Source organism: Priestia sp. TRM10 (assembly GCF_057808375.1).
Window position 1 is genome coordinate 687,977 of record NZ_JBJZOT010000013.1, and the last position, 22,315, is coordinate 710,291.

Sequence of the window (22,315 nt, forward strand, 5' to 3'; positions counted from 1 at the left end):
TTTAAATCCAAAATAATTGACAAACTATCATTTAGAAAGATAGGTGATAAAAGATGATAAAAACGACTGTAAAAAAAGCACATCCTTATATTAACGGGAAATGGGTTGAAACAAATCGTGAAAGTGTTTTAATTAAAAGTCCTTACTCCGGAGACGTAGTTGGTGAGCAAGTACTCGCAACACAGGAAGATGTAGAGAATGCTTTGGCCTCTGCTTACGCATCAAAAAAACAAATTGCTAATATTCCTTCTCATGAACGATCCAAAATTTTAAAGCGGGCAGCTAGCTTACTAGAACAAGAGAAAAAGAGATTTGCTGAACTTATTTCTCTTGAATTAGGAAAACCTTTAAAAAACACGCTTGATGAAGTATCTCGTTCTATTGAAACATTAGAATTATCAGGTGAAGAGGCGAAACGTTTAATAGGAGAAACATTGCCTGGTGATGCTTCTGAAAGAGGAACAAAAGCGATTGCTTCTACTTTTCGGGTACCTGTTGGGGTCGTTGCTGCTATTACACCATTTAATGCTCCTCTAAATCTTGTTTGCCATAAGGTTGGCCCAGCATTTGCAGCAGGAAATAGTGTGATTTTGAAGCCGGCTCCTCAAACAGCGCTGATCGCGACTGAATTATTAAAGTTATTATTAGAGGCTGGGTTTCCTAAAAACGCTATCAATATGGTGCTTGGCGGAGTGGAAATTGGACAACAAGTTGTAAAAGATGACCGCATTAATGTGATTTCTTTTACAGGCGGGGTAGTGGCTGCTAGGAATATATGTGAATTAGCTAATATGAAAAAAGTACTTCTTGAGCTTGGTGGAAACGCTTCTACTATTGTCCATGAAGATGCGGATTTAAAGCGTGCTGCCACTTTGTGCGCAAGAACAGGTTTCAGTAATTCAGGACAAAGCTGTATTTCTGTCCAACGAATTTATGTACATCAATCAATTATTCCAACATTTACGGACCTGTTAAAAGAAGAGGTATTAAAACTTAAAATTGGAGATCCTTCATTACCAGATACAGATGTTGGCTGCTTAGTTGATGAAAATGCAGCGAAACGGGTGATGAATTGGATCAATGAATCTGTTCAGCTAGGAGCGACTGTTGTATGCGGAGGCAAACAACATGGTGCAACAGTAGAACCAACGATTTTATTAAATCCTCCTAAACATAGTAAAGTCGTTTGTCAGGAAGTGTTTGGACCGATAGTAAGTATTATTCCTTACGAAACTATTGAAGATGCCATTGCAGAGACTAATGATTCCTCCTTTGGACTCCAGACAGGACTGTTTACAAATAAAATGGATTTGGCTTATAAAGTTGCCCACTCACTAGAAGTTGGTGGTGTCGTGATTAATGGGACGTCAAATTTCAGACTAGATCATTGGCCTTATGGCGGTGTGAAGAATAGTGGAATCGGGCGTGAAGGTCCTCGTTACGCAATTGAGGATATGACAGAAACAAAAATGATAGTATTACAGCTTCCTATTAACGAATAGTAAACATTAGGTAGTGTGTTGTAAGCGTTAACAAGGGTAGGGGAAGGATAATGAAGGGCGTCAGTAATTAATTGCTTCTATGATTCTTCCTTTCACGGAGTATAAACAGGCCTTTGAAGAGGCTGTTTCAGAAAAACATGGAAAAATGATTATGAATTTTAAGGGGGAACCAAAACAATGAACAATCTCATCTCTCATCAATTAGTCAAGTATTTAGAAGATAGAGGAGTCGAACATATCTTTGGTCTTTGCGGACATACAAATATCGCGGTTTTAACAGCTTTGGAAAATAGTTCAATCAAATTCGTCAATGTTAGACATGAACAAATATCTGCTCATATGGCTGATGGGTATGCGAGAGTAAAAAAACAAGCGGCTGTTTTATTAAGCCATTTAGGACCTGGCTTAACGAATGCTGCTACAGGAGTTGCTAACGCAGCTTTAGATTCGATTCCAATGGTCGTGATCGCCGGAGATGTTCCAAGTCACTACTATGGTAAACATCCTCATCAGGAAGTTAACTTACATGCTGATGCTTCACAATATGAAATTTATCGTCCGTTTGTTAAGCGTGCATGGCGTGTAGATCGTCCTGATTTATTTCCTGAAATTATGGAGAAGGCTTTTCAATTGGCGGAAAGCGGAAATCCGGGTCCTGTCTTAGTATCAGTACCAATGGATATTTTCTCGAAAGAAGTGGATCCGGCGTTATTTGAGAAGTTAAACCATAATACGAAAATGCTTAATAAGCCTTCAATTGATGAGGTTACAGCGAGAAAGATCATCGAAACTCTTGTAAATGCCCAAAATCCTCTCTTGTATGTTGGTGGAGGGATTTTGCTAGCAGATGCAGCTCAGGAACTGAGAGAACTAGTCGACCATTTGAATATTCCAGTTGCTCATTCTCTTATGGGTAAAGGCGCTGTTTCCGATGACCATCCATTTACATTAGGGATGACAGGCTTCTGGGGAACGAAGTTTATTAATGATAAATGTAAAGAAGCGGATTATATTTTTGCCTTAGGAACTCGTTTTGCTGAAGCGGATAGCAGTTCATGGGAATCAGAATATACCTTTAATTTCCCGCCTACGAAATTGATTCAAATTGACATTGATCCAAGCGAAATTGGCCGGAACTACCCAGTAGAAATTGGAGCGGTAGCAGATTTAAAACAAGCGTTAACTGTGCTAAATCGTGTGGCAAAAGAATTAGTTCCACAAGGATTACAAAATGAGGAGCTTAAACAAGAAATTGCTTCTTATCGAGAAGAATTCAAAAAAAGTAATCAAAAATTTATTACAGATAATTCTTTTCCAATGCAGCCTCAGCGCATCTTAGAAGAAGTTCGCGAAGTCCTTCCGAAAGATGCGTACATTACAACAGATGTAGGCTGGAATAAAAATGGAGTAGGACAGCAGTTTCCAATATATGAAGCAGGCAGTATTTTAACACCTGGAGGTTTCGCTACAATGGGGTTTGGTGCTCCAGCGGCTCTAGGAGCAAAAATTGCTCAACCGGACAAAGTAGTTGTTTCGTTGGTAGGCGACGGCGGTTTTGGACAGAATCCTGCCTTACTTGCAACAGCGGCTGAAGAAAATATCCCAGTTGTGTGGATTATCATGAATAATTATGCGTTTGGTACGATTGCAGGATTGCAAAAAGCCCATTATGGAACAACTCTTGGTACGTTGTTTGAAAGAGATGGAAACCCTTACTCTCCTGACTATGCAGCTATCGCAAAGGCTTATGGGGTGGAAGGAATTAAAATTGAAGCAGCGGAAGAATTTAAACCTGCTTTACAACGGGCCATTGAGTCAAATAAACCAGTTGTCATCGATGTCGCTATGTTAAACAATCCTGTTCCAACCTCTGGACACTGGAATATAATGGATATTTATTCTCCGGATAAGAAGGTTCATCACGTATCTGTATAAATCTAAAAAACACTCTACACTTGGAGGGATAAAAGAAGATGACAAATCGATTTTCCTTAGCCCACCTTACAACACTTGGTTGCACACCACCAGAGATGACTTACCTTGCCGCGAGAGCCGGTTATGATTTCGTCAGCCTTAGACCCATTTATATGGGTCTACCTGGCGAGCCTAACTATGCGTTAGCTGAAAATAAACAGATGATGCGGGAAACGAAAGAGGCACTTGCTGAAACAGGCATACAGCTTCTAGACATTGAGCTAGCACGTATCTGTGATGACGTTGATCCAAAGAAGTATGTACCTGCTATGGAAGTTGCGGCTGAACTTGGCGGGCGCCATGTTCTTAGTAGTATCTGGACGAATGATCGCGATTTATATATGGAGCGTTTTATTGAACTTTGCGAGCTGGCTAAACCGTTCGGACTAACTATAGAATTAGAGTATGTTCCTATTGCAAGTGTGACAAATCTTGCGGAAACTCTTGACGTTCTACGTGCAGCAAATCAGGAAAATGCTGGTCTTATGATCGATATCCATCATTTCCATCGTGCAGGGGATAAGATTGAGGATTTGGACGCAGTACCACGTGAATGGTTCCGTTTTCTCCATCTTTGCGATGCACCTGCGAAAATTCCGGCATCAAAAGAAGAGATGATCAAGATTCTTCGTGAGGAACGTTTGTACATAGGAGAGGGGTGTATTGATATCGCGAGTATCGTGGAGCGTATTCCTGAGATTCCTTACTCAATTGAGCTGCCGCATAATAAACGCGCTCAAGAGTTAGGATATGAGGAACATGCGCGGCGTTGCTTGCAGACTGCAAAGGCGTATTTCGAAGCTTACTCTTTTCAGAAGCGTTAGTAAACGCAGGTCGAGTAAATGTACATGAATTTTGAAAACGTGGTCTCACCTCACAAAAACGTGATGAGGCTGAAGATGAAAATTGTTTCTATAAATATAATATTAATTTAATCTATTGAACAATATTACGTGAAATCAACTAAAAATGATATTGAATGGGGAGATAACGTTTATTTGTATTTGCAAGATATTTGCTTATTGTTATAGAAGGATGGGAATGCCCATTCTATAAAAAAAAAAGGGGGAGATAATATGAAAAAAATTCTGATGTTACATGGAATTAATCATGATATGTTTGGAAAAAGGGACCCTGTTCAATATGGTACAATCACCCTTGAGCAGATCAACGAGCAACTAAACGAACTAGCGAATGAGTTAGATGTTGAAATAGAATGTTTTCAGACTAATCATGAAGGAGAGATGTGTGAAAGAATTCATCAAGCCTTTCTAGAGAATAAGGATGCCATTATCATCAATGCCGGTGCATGGACTCATTATAGTTATGGGCTGCGTGATGCGCTTGCAATTCTTACTGCACCAATTATTGAGATTCATATGTCCAATATTCACGCAAGAGAAGAGTTTCGGCATCATTCGGTTTTTGCTGAAATTGCAAAAGGTCAAATTTGCGGATTTGGGGTGGAAAGCTATCTTCTTGGTTTAAGGGCAGCTGTAGCAGCGATAAAGTAGTCTAATCATAGAGGGGCGGCCTATCAGTATCGGCATGTTCCTCCTTTGTTTGGGAACTGGTGAAATTTGTATACGATATTCAATCTAATTAAAAATCTGAATATTTAGTATAATAATGGTAGTCTAGGAAAGAAAAGCGACGGATAAGAGAATGAAAATGTTATAAAAATAAATACAATAGATCAACAAATTGATAGCGGTTACAAAAATCACTTAGTTTTTTAGGAATTACTTCCTATACAAAGTCCTAAGAAGATAGGACGCTAAAACACTTTTATTTTTTAACTTCAATGAGGTCGATTTAAGTAATTCGTGTTTCAGCCTGTAAGTATTAACGATTCCAATTGTATAAATACCTGTATGATCTAAATTAACCGGTCTTTTCGAAAACTTTTTCCGGTAGATAGGGGTTGTTGGAAATGTATATAAAGACAGCACTAAGCATGTATACAAGTTATCTTTTACTAGGTATGGTGAATATCATACTGATTTCAAATATGACTTCGTTAACGGGTCAGTGGAGTACGGACAGCGCTGGGATTAGTTATATTATTTCTGCAATTGGAATTGGAAAGTTGCTTACTTATGCGTTATCAGGGCGTCTATCAGATAAGTTTGGCAGAAAGCCATTGGTTATTTTTGGAGCTTTTGGATTAGGAATTTTTCTGGCAGGCATTCCCTTGGCTCCAAGCTATCAAATTGCATTTGCTCTTGCACTATTGGCTGGATGCGCCAATTCAGCCCTTGATGCAGGCGCGTATCCAGGTTTAGTTGAGATTTTTCCAAAGTCGGCCGGATCTGCCAGTGTAATGGTCAAAGCTTTTATGGCAGTTGGCACAGGACTTTTGCCATTAATGATTTCGTTCATTGCAAGTAAGGGAATGTTTTATGGCTATGCTTTTTTTATACCCGCTGCTGTTTACTTGCTAAATATGTTGTTTTTGATTACGGTTCCTTTTCCAAATCATCGTACAGTGCAAACTCCTGAAATGGACCAGTCTAATGGAAGCACCAAGTTTCTCTCTGAACCAAATTTTAAGAAAGAGGGGCTTGCCCTTGTGGTTATTGGCTTCACTTCTACCGGGCTATTTACTGTGGCTCAAATTTGGCTGCCGTCTTTTGGTCAGCAAGTATTAGGAATGACAGAAGTTCAATCCATTAAATTACTCAGCTATTACAGTGTCGGGATGTTCGTATCTGTTTTATCACTAGCTGTATTATTGAAAAAATTCCTGCGTCCTGTCACAGTCCTTGTGATTTATCCCATCATTACATTTACTTCAATTGTAACTATTTTAACAATTAGGTCACCTGAAATCGTATCGGTAGCTTCCTTTTTTGTCGGGTTTTCAACTGCTGGTATTTTCCAATTGTCAATAGCAACGATTAATGAACTATTCTGGAAAAAGAAAGGAACCGCGACAGGAATTCTTGCTACAGCAGGAGGACTTGCCTCTGTTGTTATGCCACTTGTGACAGGATTTATGTCGAAAAGTGGTAATATTAAATTCATTTTTATTTTTGATGCATTTTTGTCAGTCATTGGTTTAGTGTGTGCGTTATTTGTTTTTTACCGTTATAGAAAGTTAGTTGAGGGACATAGGGAAATAGCGTTCAACAAGGGTGATGAAAAAATAATAGATAAAATGTCTTAAAGGACAATCTTTTGAATCATTGACGTGTCAGAAGACAAGTGTGATTTGAATTTATCAGATGAGCGAAAGATGGCTAAAAATTCAGGATGCATCCATACCTTATTGTGATTTTACAATCAATTAGTTAAGTAAAACTTTCATGCTCCAACGAATGATAAAATAGGAGTGAACAAAAATGAAATATATAGAAATCGGAGGAATGGATCGTGGGTGCTCACAACTTATTTTAGGGACTTCGAGCTTTTCACCGGACCGTAGGACTCTTTCGTTTAAGATGTTAGACGCATTTGTAGGACAAGGAGGAAACACGATAGATACAGCATATCTTTATGGCCAGGGTAATGCTGAGCTTACGTTAGGTATGTGGCTAGAAGAAAGACAGAACCGTAAAGATATAATCATTATTAGCAAAGGTGGTCATCATTTTGTAAATGAAAATGGCCTTCATGATGGACGAAAAAAAAGAGTAAATCCTAAAGATATTACGCATGATTTGATGATAAGTCTTGAGAGACTTAAAACGGATTATATAGATTTGTACTTGCTTCATCGTGATGATCCATCCGTACCAGTGGAGATCCTTATGGATATGCTACAAGATTTTAAAAATAGGGGTCATATAAAATCATTTGGGGTATCCAATTGGTCAACTGCACGTATCGAAGAAGCGAATAAATATGCTGATAAAAAAGGGTATAATCGTTTACTTGTAAATAGCCCATCGTTTAGTTTAGCCCAAATCAACGAACCTCGTTGGCCAGGAACTGTATATGTGGACGAGACTGATCTTAAATGGCATAAGAAAAGGAATTTCCCACTTTTTTCATGGGCTTCTCAAGCAAGCGGATTTTTTACAGGACGCTTTTCACCTGAGGACAAATCAAACAAAGATATCGTTCGAGTCTACTACAATGACACTAATTGGGAACGTTTACGAAGAGCCAACGAGTTAGCTAAACAAAAAGGACCTAAATATAATGCCAATCATATTGCTTTGGCATTTGTACTAAATCAGTCGTTTCCTTCTTGTGCTGTGATAGGATCACAAAACATAGAGGAGTTAAACTCGAGTATCCAAGCTCTAGACATTCAATTGACTTCAGAAGAAAAACAGTGGATTAATGTTGAAGATTCAAACATCGTTGCAAATTCATAGAAGCTAATTTGAGTTCTTTTTTAAGAATGAGTGGCAAGAGTTTAAAAAGAGGAGTTGCTGCAGCAACTCCTCTTTCATTGTACTAAACGAGTATAACGGATTGAATAAAAAAGAAGGTTTAAGAGTATGTAATAGAGCTGCCTTTGCATTTATTGATAGAGTATTTGGCTACAATGATTATCGCCTTATCTATCCGGAAAAGTATGGTTTATAAGAACATTAAAATATAGTCAATGTCTTTCTAAAAATAAAATGTACCCTATTAATCCTGTTAATCATAAGTTCCCATCTCCTAAATTGCTTATAGATTATTTTGCATGGATGTTATAAAGTGGTATTACAGGAGGAATGATGGAATTGGATTTAGGTGAGCGATTACAGGATTTAAGAGAATCAAAAAATATGTCTCGAGAGGATCTCGCTAAAAAAATGAATGTATCTAAAGAAACAGTTTATAAGTGGGAAAATAGCGAATGTTATCCTAATAGTCAAAACCTTTTAAGGTTAAGTGAGATATATGAAACAACAGTTGTTAAACTAATTAAGGTTAATTTCTTAACCTCGCAAATGGAGGAAACGATTGATAAAAGAGGAGAAAATATTTCGAATATTTTGTTTTATATAGGAATGGCAATCATATTTTTTGGTTTTTTCCTTGATTTACTCTTTGGTTTATCTATCTTTTTTGTAATTTTAAATATTTTAGGAACTCTAATTGTCTGTTTTCCAAAAAAATTGAAGAAGCATATATTTCACATAATTATAGGCTTCAAAAAAAGCTTTAATTCACAATAACAAAAGATCTTGGTCAAACAGTACCAAGGTCTTTTTTCTATAAGCTGCATTAGGTGAACCCGCTTTGTATAGCATATTTAGTTCTCTCCTTTTCTATAAAATCGTAAGTTTAAAATATCCAAGATGTAGGATTATGGGATGGTTTTACATCATGAAAAAGAATAGATATAAGCAAGTTGTTAATCAGAAACAACAATAAAAATCGGCCAGAACTTTTATCAAAAATTTATTATCAAAAAACGTTGACAGAAAAAAATATAAGTATTACAATTATCTCATATTCAAGATATTTTAATTTGAGATAATTTAATTAAAGTTATTTTGAAAGGAGGGAGCCAAATGCAGCGGAGATGCACGAATTTGCCCTTTTTGGTATTAATGCAAACCTCTAAAGCAGTTCATGAGAGAATGAAGGAAGAGATGTCGAAAAATAAGCTAAATATAATGGAGTTCTCTGTTTTGGAGGTGCTTTACCAAAAAGGGAAACAAACGATTCGTCAAATTGGAGATTATATATTAGTTTCAAGTAGTTCGATGACCTATGTTATCGATAAACTAGAACAAAAAGGTTTATTAAGTCGAAACGCCTGTCAAGAGGATCGTCGTGTAACACATGTTTCATTAACACATGATGGAAATGAATTAATGCAAGAAACCATGCTGAAACATCATAAGGTAGTTGACGATATGTTTGCTTCATTAAATCCTGACGAAGCAGAAACGCTGGTCCATCTTTTGAAAAAAGTAAAAGATAAAGTTTAGGCATTATTTTTTTAGTATATTATCTCGAACTCGAGATAAAAATTATTTAGGAGGGTTTGACATGATAAATGTTGGTTTACTGATCATTCGTTTGGTAATTGGTTTACTGTTTGTTGGCCACGGTGCTCAAAAATTATTTGGTTGGTTCGGCGGTCATGGTTTGAAAGGTACAGGAGGTTGGTTTGAATCCATTGGGATGAAGCCAGGAGTAAAAATAGCTCTTTTTGCAGGATTAGCAGAACTTATTGGAGGAATTTTGTTTGTATTAGGACTTTTAACTCCACTTGCAGGAATTATCATTGCAGGCACAATGGTAATGGCTATTGTAAAGGTGCATGGTCCAAATGGATTGTGGGCAACAGATAATGGGTATGAATATAATCTAACTTTACTTGTTGTTGCGATAGGCGTAGCTTTAACAGGTCCTGGTCAATATGCTCTTGATGTATTTTTATTCTAAATTATATGGAAGTAGAGATTTTTGAGTTTGAAATGAACATTATTAGATTCTTAGCCTATAAGCCGGTATAAAATAAAGTATCAAGTTGTTTTAATAACTAGATTTTATATAACAAAGGAGTGTTAAAAATGAGTAAAAAAACAATGGGTATTCACCACATTACAGCAATCGTAGGGCATCCACAGGAGAATGTCGATTTCTATGCAGGTGTTTTAGGTTTACGTTTAGTTAAGCAAACCGTCAATTTTGATGACCCAGGTACGTATCATCTTTATTTTGGAGATGAAGGTGGTAAGCCGGGAACCATTATCACTTTCTTTCCATGGGCAGGTGCTCGCCAAGGTACGATAGGAGCGGGTCAAGTAGGCGTCACTTCTTATGTAGTTCCTAAAGGTGCTATGGAATTCTGGGAAAAAAGACTAGAAAAGTTTAATGTTGCGTTTACTAGAATGGAACGCTTTGGAGAACAATATTTAGAATTTGATGACCCTCATGGTCTTCACTTGGAGATTGTTGAAAGAGAAGAAGGCGAACTCAATACATGGAGTTTTGGCGATGTAACACCTGAAGTCGCTATTAAAGGGTTTGGGGGAGCAACTTTACTATCAACTCAGCCTAATAAAACAGCAGAATTATTAGAAAAGGTAATGGGTCTTGAATTAGTCGGTAAAGAAGGAGATTTCGCTCGTTACCGTTCTACAGCTGATCTAGGAAATATTATTGATCTTAAATCGACTACTATTGGACGTGGACAAATGGGTGTCGGTACTGTACACCATATTGCATGGCGAGCTATTGACGATAAAGATCAACTAGATTGGCAAGAATATATTGCAACAAATGGATATGGTGTAACACCTGTACGAGACAGAAATTATTTTAATGCGATTTACTTTAAAGAACATGGCGAAATCCTATTTGAAATTGCAACGGATCCTCCAGGATTTGCTCATGATGAATCACAAGAGACAATGGGCGAAAATTTGATGCTTCCATTACAATATGAGCCTCAGAGAGAGAAAATTGAACAAGTGTTACTGCCGTTTGACGTAAGAGAACTAGACTAATGTTACGAAAGGGATGATTTCTTTGCTTTCAATTGAGCCAGGTTCTATGTCTGAAAGAGAAATTTATAAATTTCTAATAGGGAGCATTATACCTAGACCTATTGCTTTCGTCACTACGATTTCAAAAGACGGTATTTTGAATGGTGCCCCATTTAGTTACTTTAATATTGTATCATCGAACCCTCCTATGATTTCTCTATCTATTCAACGCTCTGCGGGGAAACAAAAGGATACAGCGAGAAATATCATCGAGTCTAAGCAATTTGTTGTGCATATTGTTGACGAACAAAATGTTGAGAAAATAAATAAAACAGCTGCAAGTCTTCCTGCTAATCAAAGTGAGATTGAGTTAGCAAATTTAACTCCCATAGAGAGTGTAAAGATTCCGGTACCCGGTGTAAAGGAAGCGAAAATTCGAATGGAGTGTTCATTAGAGCATTCTTTAGAATTAGGAGGTTCAGATTCCCCTGGATGCGATCTGATTATAGGAAAAGTCGTTCAATTTCATATTGAACAGGATATCTATAAAAATGGAAGAATCGATCCTCATGGATTGGCTGCAGTAAGTCGGTTAGCTGGAAATGATTATGCGAAAATTGGTGGAATCTTTGAAGTCAAAAGACCTAAATAAGTCTTTATAAAATCCCATGGATGAAACGGAGAGGATAGAATGCAAAAAACAGCAGGTATCCATCATATCTCAGCAATGGTAAACGATGCTCAACGAAATATCGACTTTTATGCAGGCGTCCTTGGGTTACGACTTGTTAAAAAAACCATTAATTTTGATCGACCGGAAGTATACCATCTGTATTTTGGGAATGAAACGGGTCAACCAGGTAGTGTTATTACTTTTTTTCCATGGGGTAAACAGCTAAAAGGTCGAATTGGGACGGGTCAAGTTGGTGTGACTAACTATGTTATACCAAAGGGTTCGCTTTCATTTTGGGAGAATAGATTACGGAAGTTCAGAGTCGAATTTACTTCTTCTATTCGCTTTGGTGAAAAATATCTACAATTTAATGATCCTGATGGACTCCAACTTGAATTAACAGAACGAGACGGGGGACCGGCGAATACTTGGAACTTTGGAGGAGTTCAAGCTGATTATGCGATTAAAGGGTTTGGTGGTGCTGTTTTGTATTCTTCACAGCCGCATAAAACAACTCACGCACTAGAAAATATTTTAGGATTAGAATGCATGGGACAAGAAAAAGAATTTCTTAGATTTAAATCTGAAGGTTCTATAGGGAATACGATTGACATCCGGTTAAATCCTTCAGTTCGAGGGTTGATGGGAGCAGGAACGGTTCATCATATAGCATGGCGAGCTATTGACGGGGAAGATCATCAAAGGTGGAGATCACTTCTTCTAGAAAACGGATATTATCCAACTGAAATTCTCGATCGAAACTACTTCAAAGCTCTTTATTTTCATGAAGAAGGAGGAATCCTCTTCGAAATAGCAACTGATCCACCAGGTTTTTCAGTGGATGAACCTATCCATGAACTTGGAAAAAAACTGATGTTGCCATCTTGGTTAGAGTCAAAAAGAGAAGAATTAGAAGAAACCTTACCACAAGTAGAGGTTCGTGTTCTGGAGGGGGATAAATAATGAAGCATATTTTCAATAAAGGGAAAGATTCAACAAAACCAACATTATTATTACTACATGGTACTGGTGGAAATGAATTAGATTTGTTGCCTATTGCAGGAAGAATTGATGATGAGGCTTCTGTCTTAAGTGTTCGAGGAAATGTATTAGAAAATGGAATGCCTCGATTCTTCAGAAGATTGGCTGAAGGGGTATTTGATGAAGAAGACCTTATTTTCCGAACAAAAGAATTAAATGAATTTCTTGATGAGGCAGCAGAAAAATATAGTTTTGATCGCGATAATATTATCGCCATTGGCTACTCAAATGGAGCGAATATAGCAGCTAGTTTATTATTTCACTACCAAAATGCTTTAAAGGGTGCTATTCTTCATCACCCTATGGTACCGAGAAAAGGGATTGATCTTCCGGACTTATCAGGTAAGTTTGTGTTTATTGCTGCTGGGACAAATGATCCGATTTGCTCGCCAATGGAATCGAATGAGCTTCAATCTTTATTAGAAAAGGCTAATGCACATGTAGAACTTCATTGGGAGAATAAAGGTCACCAACTAACAATTGAAGAGGTAGAAGCTGCAAGCCAGTGGTATCAAAAAATACAGTCGAAATAGTGTAAATGAGTAGGCATGACATTATACCTTGTGATAAATGGAAGCAAAGTGTTCACAGTTAATCAGCTAATTTATAAAGCTATATATCCTAAATAACTGTGTGGAGAACAGATTGACTGGAAAGGTATATAAACGAAAATAAAAAGCGCAAACTTGTTGTTACTAAGCAGGTTGGCGCTTTTATTGCTTCTGTTAACGAACATTATATAAATTAAATTTGTATTATTCTACAGTTGTTATAAATCGTCCTTTGGTAAACTAACATTTAATATTATAAAGATTATATGAATTAAAACTTGGGGATTTATCATTGACAAAAGTAATCTCTAGGTTTAATAAAGCAAACTACTTATAATTCGTGTTATGTTAACTTTAAATGAATACTTCATCTATTCAAAACTACCCATCTTTTTCAATTGCTACGATAGGGACACTACACCGAGGGTAGAATACATAATAAGCAAAGATTTTTAATCTGTTATTCATATCTTCAAACAGTTTTGGTACTTGTATTTAATCTTGGCAAATGAAGAGTATGATTGAATTTATCAGGGAATAAAAGGAATTTAAATATAAGATGAAAGTCAACCTTAAAATCAATGAGAAATAAATTTTTATTTGACAAGGCAATAAAACAGGTGTAACCTATTTTTAAGTTAAATAAATTGAATATTCTTATCTCGAGAGGTGGAGGGACTGGCCCTAGGAAACCTCGGCAGCGGACTATTAAAGTACTGTGCCAATTCCAGTAGCGATTTGCTTGAAGATAAGAAGAGCATACATTATGACAATTACCCTCTTCTTATTTTTAAGAAGAGGTTTTTTAATTTTGGAAGAAAGAAGGAATTGAAATTATGACAAAGACATTAGTAAAAGCGCCATTTAAAGCAGATCACGTAGGCAGTTTTTTAAGAACAGCACCTCTTAAAGAAGCAAGAACAGCTTACGCAAATGGAGAGATCGATAAGGATGCCTTAAAAGCTGTAGAAGATAAAGAAATTGAAAAGCTTGTCCAAAAACAAATTGAGACAGGCCTTAAATCCATTACAGATGGTGAATTTAGACGCTCTTGGTGGCATTTAGACTTTTTATCAGGTTTAGAAGGTGTAGAGGAGTTTGAAACGGAATATATCAGTCAATTTAAAGGGGCAAAAACAAAGAATAAGGCTATTAGAGTAGTTGGTAAAGTGAATTTCAATCATCATTATATGCTAGAACACTTCACGTTTTTAAAAGAAGCTGTCGAACAATATGGTGATGGAAGCCAAGTTGCTAAATTCTCCATTCCAAGCCCTAACATGTTATTCACTAGAATTCAAGAGGATTCATATTATGGGGGGAACCGTGAGCAGTTTTATAATGATACAGTAGCTGCTTATCAAAAAGCCATTCAAGCTTTTTATGATGCGGGATGCCGTTATCTACAATTAGATGATACTTCCTGGATTGATTTTGTTTCGGAGGAACGCATAAACGCAGTTGTTGAAAAGCTTGGCATGGATGTACAGGATATTATTGATACAAGAGTAAGCTGTTTAAATGATGCTATTTCTAAGAAGCCTGAGGATATGCTAATCACAATGCATATTTGCCGTGGGAATTTCAGATCTACTTATATAACAAGTGGCGGCTACGATAACATTTCGGATGCAATCTTTGCTAACTTAAAGGTAGACGGACTTTTCCTTGAATATGATGACAACCGTTCAGGTGATTTTGAACCATTAAAAAACTTTACTCGTAATGACCAAACTGTTGTACTAGGATTAATAACATCTAAATTTGCTAAACTAGAAGATCCTGAAACAATTAAAGAAAGAATTCAAGAGGCAAGCCAATACATACCTCTAGAAAACTTATCATTAAGTCCTCAATGTGGATTTGCAAGTACTGAAGAAGGAAACGAGTTAACAGAAGAAGAGCAATGGAATAAAATCAGTCATGTCATTAAAATTGCTCAAGATGTTTGGGGAAATAACTAAAGAGTGATTTTTAAAAACCTCTCCTGTCACTTAGGAGGGGTTTTTAATCGAATGGTTTTGGTGCAAAAACATCCATTCACTTGTAAGCAATCTCTAAAAATCCGATATACTAATTCTAGTCATCTACAAAAGATGGGTGATCAGTAAGGAACAGCAGCAACTTAAGATGATCTTTGTATAATTTAAAATTGGTCCGTAAAAGTATATATAAACGAAAATAAAAGCGCAGACTTGATGTTACTGAGCAGGTTGGCGCTTTTATTACTTCCTTTAATAGATTTTATATTAACTAGCATTCGCAGATCATATTCATCGATTTATGATTGTGAGGAATCTAAATTATCGAGTTTCCAATGAGCATTTGCAAACGGATCATTTTTACTATCTATGTATAAATAGAAGTTTTCTAATTCCTCTGTATCTTTAATTGAAAAGGAAACATCAAAAACTATAGATTGTCCTTGAGGGAGATTTGTAAATTCCTCAGTATCGTTAGGACTGGCTTTTCCTATAACTTTTTGGTTTGTTTTCTCATTTTCTACCCAAAATTCTAAGGGTAAAAGAGTAACAGCTGTACCATCGTCATGAACATTCTTCACTTCAACTTGAGCCCTAATGATACCTGAACCTTCATTAGATTTTTCATATGTTCCATCTAAAACAGAAACACCATAATCTCCGCCTTTTGCACCTTCTCCATAGAAAAGAATTCCCTTTTCTACTCTCTCTATCTCTAACTGCTGTTGCTTCTCTTCAGGAGATAGAGTACGTTCAACTTCTTTTGAAGGTTCAACTTGAGCAGTTTCTTTTTCTTCACTACAGGCTGTCATTAAGCTTGTAAGTATAAATGCCGTGCATGTTGCTTTTAAAAAAGATTTCATAAAATTCCCTTTCTATATCCAATATTTAAATCACAAAGATAATTTTACATTAGAAATAAATGTTTATGAAGGAATTATAAGGTTTTTTTATTCTTATAATGTAGAGGATGTTAAGTTTAATTGTAAAGAATCTAGAACAGGATTAGTTATGGTCTAATCCTGTTTTCTAGTTAACTCTGAGCTTCTGTAATGTATGTCTTAACAGATGGTGGTTGATATGTATTAAATTGATCGAGCAAACCTTGTGGTTCCGTATCTACAAGAGCCATAGCCCGATATTTTTCTTGCAAGAATTGTTCTTCTGTCATGTGATTAAATAAGGAGACAAGAGGGGTGTAATACTCATTAATGTTTAAGAGTCCACATGGCTTTTGATGTAATCCTAATTGAGCCCATGTAAAAATCTCAAAAAACTCTTCTAATGTCCCTGGTCCACCTGGTAATGCAATAAATCCATCTGCAAGTTCGGCCATCTTTGCTTTTCTTTCATGCATCGACTCTACCACAATAAGCTCTGATACGTTTTTATGAGCAATTTCTCGTTCTTCAAGAAAAGCAGGCATGACTCCAATAACATGGCCACCTGATTCTAATACAGAATCTGCAATAGCTCCCATCACCCCAACACTTGCTCCTCCGTATACAAGAGAAATGTTCCGCCTAGCAAGTTCTTCTCCTAATTTTTTGGCTTCTTTGATATAAAGATCGGTTGCTCCATTACTAGATCCGCAGAATACAGCTATTCGTTTCAAAAGTATCTCCTCCTATGTAAGTCACTGTTATTGATTATACATAATAAGGAATCATTTGTTAAACTTAGATGAAGTCATAAAATGGGAGGGGAATGATTCAATGAATGTGACAGAGTTTCAGGAATGGGTAAAAGAGTACTACCAAATGAGAGGATGGTCAGATTTAGATATCTTTATTAGAATTGGCTTCTTAGCTGAGGAAACGGGAGAAGTAGCCCGAGCCATCCGCTCTTTAGAAATTGGAAGAGATAGACCGGATGAAGGAGATGAAACATGGGAGGAACATAAAAAAGAATTAACGGAGGAATTAGGAGATGTACTTGGTAACCTCATTGTCATTGCTAATAAATATGATATCCCACTAGAAGAAATTTTTAAAACACATAAGGCTAAACTTTCAGAACGATACTCTAATTAAACGTTAATAGTTACATAGTAAACAAAATTATAAATGAAAAGGTATAGATAGGGTGAGACAAGGGAGAGCGTATAGTTAGAATCCCTTGTCTTATTGTTCTATTTAGAACATGTCTTAGGTTAACTAGGAAGACATAGAATATACATAACAAGAAATACACTTTACAAAAAATAGAATCAACTAAATATAATCATATTGAATAAAAAGGAAACCATGTGGCTCCCTTTTAAAGATTCATCTACTTTCCTGTATTTGCTATGTTCAGTTCTATATGTTACGATTAACTTAATTATTTTTGTTCGGTGTAAGATTGCGGGAAGAGAAGTCTCTTCAATAGAAATTTTCATCTTGAGATAGTATGGTTGAACAAGGGTAGTAATACAAGTGTGGGGCAACCCACAACAGGAGGCAATATTATGGAACAAGGTACAGTGAAATGGTTTAATGCAGACAAAGGATTCGGTTTTATCGAAGTTGAAGGCGGAGACGATGTATTCGTACATTTCAGCGCAATTCAAGGCGAAGGTTTTAAATCGTTAGACGAAGGTCAAAAAGTAACGTTTGATATCGAGCAAGGGCAACGTGGAGCACAAGCTGCTAACGTTCATAAAGTAGCATAATCAAAAGTAAAAAAGACTCCACTGGGAGTCTTTTTTACTTTTGATTTCACTAGCTAGCAAAAAACATATTATATCTACTTTTAAAATCTCGGTATAATGAAAAAACCAGAGTTTTAAATCTGGTTTTTGGGTAAAACCAATAGAACAAGGTATGGACTAGTTATATCATACATTAGAAATATAAAGCAAATATGGCATGTTTGTTTGGTGAGAAATTTAATTTTAGTTAAAAAAATGCTAGAAGTTTTTTAGGAATTTATACAAAAGGCGAGCATGAATTATTTTTGATGGGGATTAGGAAACGCGTCTAAAAGCCGTTCTCCAACTCGCATTTTATAGTCACACAAAGGACACTTTTGATGATTTTGATAAGAGAAATTTTTTCTCATCTAATCATTCCACTCTTATAATTCGCATTCCCAAATCTCTGTGCGTTCTCTAGGTAAGGGTTCTGTATTTTTCTTCCTATGGTTATAATACATAACTACATCATCCTTCCTCCTAAATAGTATACCTTTTAAAAAGGAAATATTAAGAACCATATCTTTCTAAATTAAAATACTCTTTATAGATCCTATAAGAATTTATAAATACATGTAAGCGTGGATAAAATAAGGCTTGAATTTGTCTTGTACAGATACCTTAAAACAAGATATTAGTTGATAGTAACATTGGTTTACAATACGCAGGAATGAATAAGCAACACCTCTGTTTGAAGAGTACTTTTCTCATTTCTGAATTTAAGTAAAAGAAGGAGTACGAAACACTTGAAAAAATTTTCTGATTTTCATTTAAGTAAGGACATTGAAAAGGCCGTTCATAACTTGGGTTTTGAAGAGGCTACGCCGATTCAAGCTGAAGCTATTCCGATAGCTATGACGGGTAAAGATCTAATTGGACAAGCTCAAACAGGTACTGGAAAGACAACAGCTTTTGGTATACCCCTTATAGAGCGGGTTGAGCTTGGTGAAGAAACGATTCAGGGAATCGTTCTAGCACCAACACGTGAACTGGCTATTCAAGTAGCTGAGGAATTAAATCGAATTGGACAGGTAAAAGGTGTTCACACGTTACCTATTTATGGGGGACAGGATATTAATCGCCAAATCAAGGCGCTTAAGAAAAGACCGCATATTATCTCGGCAACGCCAGGACGTCTTATGGATCATATGAAAAGAAGAACCATTCGTTTAGATCATATTCGTACAGCTGTTCTAGATGAAGCAGATGAGATGTTAAACATGGGCTTTATTGAAGATATCCAAACGATTCTTGGTAGCATTTCTTCTCCACATCAAACCTTATTATTCTCAGCAACCATGTCCAAGCAGGTACAAAGTTTAGCACAGAAGTTTATGAACACTCCTGAACTCGTGAAAGTAAAAGCGAAGGGGTTAACAGTAAAGAACATTGAGCAACAGTATGTAGAAATTCCAGAAAATCAAAAATTTGATGTTCTTTGTAATCTTTTAGATCTTCAAGCACCAGACCTTGCTATTGTATTTGGGCGTACAAAAAGACGTGTGGATGAACTTGCCGAAGGGTTGAAAAAACGTGGGTATGCAGCAGAAGGTATTCATGGAGATCTTACACAATCAAAACGGGCCGATGTGATTCGTCAATTCAAGGAGCATACTATTGAGGTTATGGTTGCAACCGACGTTGCAGCAAGAGGCCTTGATATTACGGGTGTTAGCCATGTCTATAATTTTGATATTCCTCAGGATCCTGAAAGCTATGTTCATCGTATTGGTCGAACAGGGCGAGCAGGTACTAAGGGATTGGCGGTTACATTTATAACTACGAGAGAACGTCATCACTTAAAAGTAATTGAAGATGTCACGAAAACAAGCATGTCTAGACAATCGCCTCCTACTTCTAGTGAAGTAATGGCAGGAAATCAGGAAGCAGTGATTCACCGTGTTTTGACCGCCATTGACAAAACAGAGTTAGGGGAATATAAACCTATGGCGGAAAAGTTATTAGAAGAAGTGGATTCTGTTACCTTATTGTCAGCCACTTTAAAGCTCTTAACAAAAGAATCGAATACGACTCCTGTCCGATTAACTGAAGTGGCCCCGCTTCGTAATAAAAAGGCAAAAACAGAACGCAAGAGAAGTAGAGGTAGAAAAGAAACAACAGGCCGTAAAAAAACAACAGGTCGTAAAAAAACTTATAGAAAATAAGCCCTTATTGTTTTCTGACTGTATACTTTCCTAGTAGGTATCGAGCTTTATCGCCCTGTAAAGTGTTAAAAACAGCTAACCTTTGCTGAATCAACTATTGAAGAAAGGTTGCTTACTTTTTGTACACGTCTATCGGAAGAAAACCTACACGGAGTGATGTAAACCTTTCTCAACTCTATTATAAGAATAATACGGCAACTCTAATGGTTAACCCTTATAATTAAGGAGAACTAAAAAATATCAGGCGAAAGAACGAGATAAAATAAAGTACTGTGTGAGATTTAAACTAGCTCTCACGATAAATAAAATTAAAAATTTTATTATGTTTGATACTCGAGAGGATGAGGACTATGAGGGAGAAAATATTTCATGATGGAGAAATAGTAAATATAAGAGGGACAAATGAATTAGTAACAATTTTAAAAAGTCATTATGTGGAAAATATGAAAAGATACTCTTATGTGGTCAATAAATATCCCAGTACTTTTTTCTTTGAAGAAGAATTAAGTAAGCATGAAAAATAATGAGTAAGTTTTGATATAAAAATCTTTTTAAGTAAAAACAGACTCTGAAAATAGAGTCTGTTTTTATTATGTTCCTTTATACTTTACGGACGTTTGTCGCTTGTGGGCCACGTTGACCTTGTTCAATATCAAACGTTACTTTTTGGCCTTCGTCTAACGATTTAAAGCCTTCGCCTTGAATTGCGCTGAAATGTACGAATACATCGTCTCCGCCTTCAACTTCGATAAAACCGAATCCTTTGTCTGCATTAAACCATTTCACTGTACCTTGTTCCATAATATTGCCTCCTAGAATATAAAAAATACACCAGGTTATAATTAAGCCTAGCTTACTTATTATATTATCTCAATGAGGGCGTTTTAAACTTGAATTATCATGTTTTCCTTGCGAATTTAAACACTAGCACAGTTTGAAAATGAATTTATATAAATTCTTGGAAATTGGTGAGAATGATAAAGCTTTGTGTCTGTGAAGTAAAGGCTTTTTTCTTCCTATAACTTACATTATGGTAGCTAAATATGAATGTCATATTTAGCTTGAATTTTATGTTGGAATGTAATTATAAAGAAAAAAGGGTGGATTATATGTGTACAGTAGAAATCAGTGTGTTTAGAAAATAGATTGACACCTTCAAATGAGTCGTGGTATAAACACAATAGGAAACTTTAGTACATAAAAGCGTAAAAGTTAAAAATAATATTAATAAAAGCAGGATAAACAGGAGGAAATTATTATCATGGAACATAATAGCAAAATTATAGACTGTACCATTCGTGATGGAGGATTAGTTAACAATTGGGATTTCAGCATCGAATTTGTTCAAGACTTATATAATGGTTTAAGTGCAGCGGGGGTTGAATACATGGAGATCGGCTATAAAAATTCCGCAAAGCTTCTTCAAGCGACTGAGCCCAATCCATGGAGATTTCTTGACGATAATTTCTTAAAAGAAATTATCCCTGAAAAAAAGTTCACGAAGTTATCTGCTTTAGTAGATATTGGACGTGTAGATCCAAATGACATTCTACCACGTGAGCAAAGTGTTTTAGATATGATTCGAGTGGCATGCTATATTCGCGAAGTAGATAAAGGCTTAGAGCTTGTGCAAATGTTTCACGATTTGGGCTATGAGACTTCACTTAATATCATGGCTCTATCTAGTGTACCGGAAAAACAGCTTATTGAAGCGTTCGAGATGGTGAAGGAAAGTCCTGTAGATGTTGTATATATCGTTGACTCTTTTGGAAGCTTAGATCCCGCGGATATTGAGCATCAAGTGAAAAAATTCCAGGCGATGATTCCTAACAAACAGCTTGGGATTCATACACATAACAACATGCAATTAGCATTTGCTAATACATTAACTGCGATGCGAAATGGGGTTGCATTTCTTGATTCATCTGTCTATGGTATGGGTCGTGCAGCGGGTAACTGCAACACGGAGCTACTCGTTAGCTACATACCAAAACCAAGCTATGAGCTTAAGCCAGTTCTTGGCATCATTGAAAAGCACATGCTAGAAATGCGTCAAAAGTGGGAGTGGGGCTATATCATTCCTTATATGATTTCTGGTGTACTTAATGAACATCCACGTGTTGCTATGGCTTACCGTGATAGCGCCGATCGTGACAAATTTGTAGATTTTTATGACAAAGTAACTTCACCTGAAGTTACGCTAGCTCCAGCTTCAAAATAGGTTAGATTGCTAAAGGTACCTCTGTTAATGGAGGTACTTTTTTTCTTTACTAAATAGATTATATGTGAAGGTATAGCCTCCTAAGATTAGATGTTCTTCTTTTTTATGAATAAGTGCCTGAAAATCAATGTTACGAAGAGTATA

Annotated in this window: 23 protein-coding genes and 1 riboswitch; of the genes, 19 read left to right on the forward strand and 4 right to left on the reverse strand. The window is 36.4% G+C overall.

The window, feature by feature from the left end:
- Positions 1-53 precede the first annotated feature (53 nt).
- The 14 genes from ACK3CR_RS14720 to ACK3CR_RS14785 all read left to right on the forward strand — a co-directional run bounded on the left by ACK3CR_RS14720 (position 54) and on the right by ACK3CR_RS14785 (position 15,093).
- Entirely contained in the window at positions 54-1,502 is a 1,449-nt protein-coding gene (locus ACK3CR_RS14720) for an aldehyde dehydrogenase family protein (protein WP_328122923.1), read from the forward strand.
- 177 nt (positions 1,503-1,679) lie between these two features.
- The gene (locus ACK3CR_RS14725; protein ID WP_328122925.1) at positions 1,680-3,437 is read left to right on the forward strand and encodes a thiamine pyrophosphate-binding protein; all 1,758 of its coding nucleotides are present in this window, start codon (positions 1,680-1,682) and stop codon (positions 3,435-3,437) included.
- Positions 3,438-3,475: 38 nt separating this feature from the next.
- Complete coding sequence (locus ACK3CR_RS14730; RefSeq protein WP_268585728.1) at positions 3,476-4,300, forward strand: sugar phosphate isomerase/epimerase family protein; 825 nt, start codon at positions 3,476-3,478, stop codon at positions 4,298-4,300.
- Positions 4,301-4,552: 252 nt separating this feature from the next.
- Entirely contained in the window at positions 4,553-4,990 is a 438-nt protein-coding gene (aroQ, locus tag ACK3CR_RS14735; RefSeq protein WP_328122928.1) for a type II 3-dehydroquinate dehydratase, read from the forward strand.
- Positions 4,991-5,409: 419 nt separating this feature from the next.
- Positions 5,410-6,645, forward strand: a complete 1,236-nt coding sequence (locus tag ACK3CR_RS14740; RefSeq protein ID WP_243512437.1) for an MFS transporter — start codon at positions 5,410-5,412, stop codon at positions 6,643-6,645.
- A gap of 175 nt (positions 6,646-6,820) precedes the next feature.
- Positions 6,821-7,801, forward strand: coding sequence for an aldo/keto reductase (locus ACK3CR_RS14745; RefSeq protein ID WP_243512421.1), 981 nt, complete (start codon positions 6,821-6,823; stop codon positions 7,799-7,801).
- A 348-nt stretch (positions 7,802-8,149) separates the two neighbouring features.
- Positions 8,150-8,596, forward strand: a complete 447-nt coding sequence (locus ACK3CR_RS14750; protein ID WP_328122932.1) for a helix-turn-helix domain-containing protein — start codon at positions 8,150-8,152, stop codon at positions 8,594-8,596.
- A 339-nt stretch (positions 8,597-8,935) separates the two neighbouring features.
- Positions 8,936-9,358 carry a MarR family winged helix-turn-helix transcriptional regulator gene (locus tag ACK3CR_RS14755; RefSeq protein WP_243512414.1) on the forward strand — a complete coding sequence of 141 codons (423 nt, stop codon included), beginning with the start codon at positions 8,936-8,938 and terminating at the stop codon, positions 9,356-9,358.
- A gap of 61 nt (positions 9,359-9,419) precedes the next feature.
- Positions 9,420-9,818, forward strand: a complete 399-nt coding sequence (locus tag ACK3CR_RS14760) for a DoxX family protein (RefSeq protein ID WP_243512411.1) — start codon at positions 9,420-9,422, stop codon at positions 9,816-9,818.
- Between the two features lie 128 nt (positions 9,819-9,946).
- A complete protein-coding gene (locus ACK3CR_RS14765) occupies positions 9,947-10,885 on the forward strand; it encodes a ring-cleaving dioxygenase (protein ID WP_328122933.1) in 939 nt (312 codons plus the stop codon).
- 22 nt (positions 10,886-10,907) lie between these two features.
- Entirely contained in the window at positions 10,908-11,516 is a 609-nt protein-coding gene (locus ACK3CR_RS14770) for a flavin reductase family protein (protein ID WP_243512405.1), read from the forward strand.
- A 39-nt stretch (positions 11,517-11,555) separates the two neighbouring features.
- Positions 11,556-12,500 (forward strand): ring-cleaving dioxygenase, encoded by a 945-nt coding sequence (locus ACK3CR_RS14775; RefSeq protein ID WP_480380801.1) that lies wholly within the window; start codon positions 11,556-11,558, stop codon positions 12,498-12,500.
- Entirely contained in the window at positions 12,500-13,111 is a 612-nt protein-coding gene (locus ACK3CR_RS14780) for an alpha/beta hydrolase (protein WP_243512399.1), read from the forward strand. The genes ACK3CR_RS14775 and ACK3CR_RS14780 overlap by 1 nt, the downstream gene beginning before the upstream one ends.
- A gap of 672 nt (positions 13,112-13,783) precedes the next feature.
- Positions 13,784-13,884: riboswitch (SAM riboswitch) on the forward strand.
- Positions 13,885-13,965: 81 nt separating this feature from the next.
- Positions 13,966-15,093 (forward strand): 5-methyltetrahydropteroyltriglutamate--homocysteine S-methyltransferase, encoded by a 1,128-nt coding sequence (locus tag ACK3CR_RS14785; protein ID WP_328122940.1) that lies wholly within the window; start codon positions 13,966-13,968, stop codon positions 15,091-15,093.
- 317 nt (positions 15,094-15,410) lie between these two features.
- On the opposite strand, the gene ACK3CR_RS14790 is transcribed toward ACK3CR_RS14785, so the two are convergent.
- Together ACK3CR_RS14790 and ACK3CR_RS14795 are read right to left on the reverse strand one after the other, a co-directional pair.
- On the reverse strand, positions 15,411-15,974 hold the full coding sequence (locus tag ACK3CR_RS14790) for a hypothetical protein (protein WP_488975662.1): 564 nt from the start codon (positions 15,972-15,974) through the stop codon (positions 15,411-15,413).
- A gap of 170 nt (positions 15,975-16,144) precedes the next feature.
- A complete protein-coding gene (locus ACK3CR_RS14795) occupies positions 16,145-16,726 on the reverse strand; it encodes an LOG family protein (protein WP_268585744.1) in 582 nt (193 codons plus the stop codon).
- 100 nt (positions 16,727-16,826) lie between these two features.
- Here ACK3CR_RS14795 and ACK3CR_RS14800 point away from each other — a divergent pair, with 100 nt between their 5' ends.
- The gene (locus tag ACK3CR_RS14800; protein WP_243512385.1) at positions 16,827-17,144 is read left to right on the forward strand and encodes a MazG-like family protein; all 318 of its coding nucleotides are present in this window, start codon (positions 16,827-16,829) and stop codon (positions 17,142-17,144) included.
- A gap of 416 nt (positions 17,145-17,560) precedes the next feature.
- Positions 17,561-17,764, forward strand: coding sequence for a cold-shock protein (locus ACK3CR_RS14805; protein WP_243512382.1), 204 nt, complete (start codon positions 17,561-17,563; stop codon positions 17,762-17,764).
- Positions 17,765-18,042: 278 nt separating this feature from the next.
- Here ACK3CR_RS14805 and ACK3CR_RS14810 read toward each other — a convergent pair whose 3' ends face one another.
- On the reverse strand, positions 18,043-18,153 hold the full coding sequence (locus tag ACK3CR_RS14810; RefSeq protein ID WP_243512377.1) for a cold-inducible protein YdjO-related protein: 111 nt from the start codon (positions 18,151-18,153) through the stop codon (positions 18,043-18,045).
- A gap of 378 nt (positions 18,154-18,531) precedes the next feature.
- Here ACK3CR_RS14810 and cshA point away from each other — a divergent pair, with 378 nt between their 5' ends.
- Together cshA and ACK3CR_RS14820 are read left to right on the forward strand one after the other, a co-directional pair.
- Positions 18,532-19,950 (forward strand): degradosome RNA helicase CshA, encoded by a 1,419-nt coding sequence (gene cshA / locus ACK3CR_RS14815; RefSeq protein WP_480380800.1) that lies wholly within the window; start codon positions 18,532-18,534, stop codon positions 19,948-19,950.
- Positions 19,951-20,300: 350 nt separating this feature from the next.
- Complete coding sequence (locus ACK3CR_RS14820; protein ID WP_268585748.1) at positions 20,301-20,474, forward strand: hypothetical protein; 174 nt, start codon at positions 20,301-20,303, stop codon at positions 20,472-20,474.
- Positions 20,475-20,550: 76 nt separating this feature from the next.
- On the opposite strand, the gene ACK3CR_RS14825 is transcribed toward ACK3CR_RS14820, so the two are convergent.
- Entirely contained in the window at positions 20,551-20,751 is a 201-nt protein-coding gene (locus ACK3CR_RS14825) for a cold-shock protein (protein WP_243512368.1), read from the reverse strand.
- Between the two features lie 460 nt (positions 20,752-21,211).
- Here ACK3CR_RS14825 and ACK3CR_RS14830 point away from each other — a divergent pair, with 460 nt between their 5' ends.
- Complete coding sequence (locus ACK3CR_RS14830; RefSeq protein WP_243512366.1) at positions 21,212-22,171, forward strand: aldolase catalytic domain-containing protein; 960 nt, start codon at positions 21,212-21,214, stop codon at positions 22,169-22,171.
- Positions 22,172-22,315 lie beyond the last annotated feature (144 nt).